Here is a 3951-nt window from a genome sequence, read left to right as displayed (position 1 = left end):
GCCGCACGCCAGGGACGCCGCGCCGGCACTGCCGGCTGCTGACGCGCCGCCCGACTGGGATGCGCCGGTGCCCGGAACGGGGGCGGAGGTCTTCGGTGACGTGGCCGGCGCGTTGGCGCGCGGCTTTCGGGGCAGTGACACGCTGTTCGGCTACGCACGCCACATCGTCGAGACGACGTTCGTCGCGACCTCGAACGGGTTGCGCCGGCGGTTCACCGAGCCCACCGGGTCGGTGGAGATCAACGCCAAACGTTCCGGTGCCAGCGCCTGGGTGGGCGTCGGCACCCCCGATTTCGAAGCGGTGCCAACGGATTCGATGCTCGACCAGCTTGCGACGCGGTTGTCGTGGGCGCGGCGCATCATCGAGCTGCCCGCCGGGCGTTACGAGACGATCATGCCGCCGTCCACGGTGGCGGACATGATGATCTACCTGAGCTGGACGCTGGGCGGCAGGGGCGCGCAGGAGGGACGCACCGCGCTCGCGGCGCGTGGCGGCGGGACCCGGGTGGGGGAGAAACTGACGTCGCTGCCGTTGACGCTGTACTCAGACCCGCGCGCGGCCGGGTTGGAGTGTGCGCCGTTCGTCGCGACGGCGAGTTCCTCGGAGCGGGCCTCGGTGTTCGACAACGGGCTGGAGATCGAGCGCGTCGACTGGATCCGCGACGGTGCGATCAACGCGTTGTCCTACCCGCGGGCGGCGGCCGCGGAGTTCGACGCGCCGGTGACGGTGGGCGCCGACAACCTCCTGATGACCGGCGGGCAGCAGAGCCTGCAGGACATGATCGCCGGCACCGAACGGGGCCTGCTGCTGACCACGCTGTGGTACATGCGCGAGGTCGACCCGTCGGTGCTGCTGCTCACCGGACTGACCCGCGACGGGGTGTACCTGGTCGAGGACGGCGAGGTCACGGCCGCGGTGAACAACTTCCGCTTCAACGAGAGCCCGCTGGACCTGCTGCGTCGTGCCACCCAGGCCGGCGTCAGCGAGCTGACCCTGCCCCGGGAGTGGGGTGACTGGGCGACCCGCGCTCAGATGCCGACGCTTCGGATCCCCGACTTTCACATGTCCTCGGTCAGTCAGGCGCAATAATCCTGGTGTGAGTGAACCCACACCCTCGGAGCGGCTGGCCGGACTGGTGGCGTTGTCCAGCGGGGACAGGAATGCCGACACCCTGATCAGGTTGACCTGCGGACGGGCGCTGGCTCTGCCGGCGTTACCGACGCCGGGCGATCTGGCCGACGAGCGGACCGAGGAGCTGTCCGTTCTGGCGGCGTTCGCCGAGCAGTTCTCGGTGGACGTGACCAACATCGGGGACAACCAGCGCACCCGCTTCCTCGCCGCCGCGGGAGACAACGCCTTTCGGGTCGCGGTGGCGATCTTCATCGCCGACTTCGTGCCGCGGGTCTGGGCCGGATGTGAGGCTCTCGATCTCGGGCACCCGGGGCGAACCGCCGATGTGCAGTGGAACCGCGACACCGACCCGGTCGACGCGCTGCTCAACGGGTTCGTGCCCGCGGTGGCCCGGCTGAGCAAGCTCGACCCGGTCACCACGGAGATCGTCCGGTTGCGCGGCGCGGCGGCGCACCACTGCCGGCTGTGCCAGTCGTTGCGGGAAGCACACGCTCTCGACGCCGGCGGGTCGGAGGACATCTACCGCCAGATCGCCGATTTCGAGTCCGCCGACGACCTGTCGGACGCGCACAAAGCCGCGCTGCGCTACGTCGACGCGCTGGTCTGGACGCCTTCGCAGATCGACCAATCGGTGGCGGCCGGGGTGCGTAAGCACTTCTCGGGCAAGCAGATGATCGAGCTGACTTTGGACGTGATGCGCAACGCGGCGAACAAGATCGCGGCCTCGCTGGCCGCCGATGAACCCCGCGTCGCCGAGGGCACCGAGCGCTACGAGGTGTACGAGGCCGGACAGACGATCTTCGTTTGAGACGGCCATATGCGACCATGGTGGCCGCGCACGTCGTGCCGGGGCGGTAGCTCAGTCGGTTAGAGCCGTGGACTCATAATCCATTGGTCGCGGGTTCGAGCCCCGCCCGCCCCACGTTGAAGGCTGAATTGGATCATGCCCGGTTGTGCCGGTGGCGGTCGGCGCCGATGCGGGCCGACGAGCCTTCGGCCTCGAGCGCCCCGCAACTGTCTTGAGGAGCTGTGGGTAACGGCGGTCCTCACACCCGAGTTCGGATCGCCTCCTCGTGCCTGCCGTGGACGGAACATGGCTGCGGTTTGAGTGCGTCGCTAGCAAAAATCCAGATGTGCCCCCGCCGCGCCTCAGAGTCGGGTTAGCTTGCGGTGAACTGGGGGGTCCGTGAGCGATGTGCCGACGCCTACTAGGCAACAGCTGAGTCGCTCGATCGGCCATCGCCTGACTGATCGCAATCTCGACAGCCTGACTCCTGCCGAACGAGTTGTCGCACTGGCCGTGATGGCCGCGATCGCACTGGCCATGCTCGTCGTCACGATGTCCATCCTCGGTACCGGACCTCTGGACCGACCGCTGACGAGGCGTTCTCGCGCGGTCACCGGTGTGGTCCTCTACGGCGCTCTCATGATGTCGCTCGGCGTCCTGGCGGGCGCCGTTCGCGGATCGAAAGAACAAGGCATACTGGCCAATCTGAGCCGATCTGGCGTTCGGCTTCTGCCCACAGCGGGTTTGGTATTGGTCGCCTTCTCGATCTTGGCCATGAATGAGGACCAGCGCACCAGCCCCAGGCCCGAATGGGCGCTGATCCGGACGGTGGTATGGGCCGCGCTGGGAGTCGCTTGCGTCTACGTGTTGCGCCCGACCCCGCGTTCGTCTCCTGGGTTTATCGATGCAGATCGGGCCCGTCGGGTGATCGTCCCCGCGATTCTCTGGATCATGGTGCTCGGAGTGACCAAAGCGATGGGCGTCTACGCCATGGGCATCTCCGCGCTCCTGATGCTGCCAGTGGTCGTGCTGGCTCTTGTCGGCGTAGCGGTGGCCATCGGTGTGACGGTATCCGCGGCCGTGGCAGCCCTTGAGGGCACGCGGCGGCGTGGCCAAGCCCTGGCCCAGTACGTCGGCAGAAACACGCCCCTCATCTTCTACATCGTCCTCGCGAAACTCATTGCCTTGGCAGCGGTGTGGGCCATCTACCGTGTTCTCAGGCCTGACGAGCGCGTGATCGTCCCGACGCAACCCACCATATTGATGGCGGCGATCGCCGCCATGGTTGCCATCGTGTTGTTTGTGGTGAACTCGCGTGTCCGTCTGTTGGCCGCCGATCACACGCAGGTGGCCCGTTACGCCGGCCTCCTCGTCGGCGGGGCCCTTGGTGTCGGACTCGGCGTGGTCGTCACGATCGCGATGATGGCGACGATTGTCACCGTGCGGTGGGCGTCCATCATCGGCGTGGCGGTGCTCATCGCTTTTGGGCTTCTTCACGCTCTAGTCCAGAACCGTACGCTGATCATCCTGGGTTACCCAGTGGCTGTTGCTCTCGGAGTGACGATCGCGACCGTGTTGGGGAATGGCCGCCGGATTGGCAAGCCCGTTGTCGATCCGGCATCAGAGTCGACGATGCAACTTCTGACGGCGTTCGCGGCGTTGGTGGGAGTTCTCGTGTTCATCGCGGCCGCGGTGTCGATTGTCGTATTGGCCATCAGTCGTCGGCGGTTCGGCTGGCTCACCTACGTCATCACCGTTGTCATCTGGAACGTGATCGTGTCGTGCTGGAACTCGGTAGCGCCCGTCGAGTTCATGAATTTCGATCTTGCGCTCACGCTGATGCTGGGGGTGGCGGGGGTGCTTCTCGTCCTCGGCATTCAGCGCGTGATCGACGGTTATGAAATCGGGCGCTTCCGGGTTTTTCGTGGGCCCGATGTGGGCGTGACGGCCGTCAGCGGCAGGATATGGGGTATGCGCGACACCGAGCTGTACCGCCATCTGCTGGGACTGGAGACTCCGTGGAAGGTGGGGC

At 66.6% G+C, this 3951-nt stretch carries 3 protein-coding genes and 1 tRNA gene; all 4 read left to right on the top strand.

Annotation, left to right across the window (positions count from 1 at the left end):
• Window positions 1-1090 (top strand): metallopeptidase TldD-related protein (locus WA944_RS19590; protein ID WP_526647258.1); only part of this gene is annotated, 1090 nt, incomplete at its 5' end.
• A 7-nt stretch (window positions 1091-1097) separates the two neighbouring features.
• On the top strand, window positions 1098-1940 hold the full coding sequence (locus tag WA944_RS19585; RefSeq protein WP_526370468.1) for a carboxymuconolactone decarboxylase family protein: 843 nt from the start codon (window positions 1098-1100) through the stop codon (window positions 1938-1940).
• Window positions 1941-1980: 40 nt separating this feature from the next.
• Window positions 1981-2054: transfer RNA gene (locus tag WA944_RS19580), tRNA-Ile, on the top strand.
• Window positions 2055-2318: 264 nt separating this feature from the next.
• A partial coding sequence (locus WA944_RS19575; RefSeq protein ID WP_526372392.1) for a hypothetical protein occupies window positions 2319-3951 on the top strand: 1633 nt, incomplete at its 3' end.

Origin of the sequence: Mycobacterium sp., assembly GCF_049683355.1 — a bacterium.
GTDB lineage: Bacteria > Actinomycetota > Actinomycetes > Mycobacteriales > Mycobacteriaceae > Mycobacterium.
Note: the sequence above shows the minus strand (reverse complement) of the source record. Positions and strands in the feature narration are given on the sequence as shown.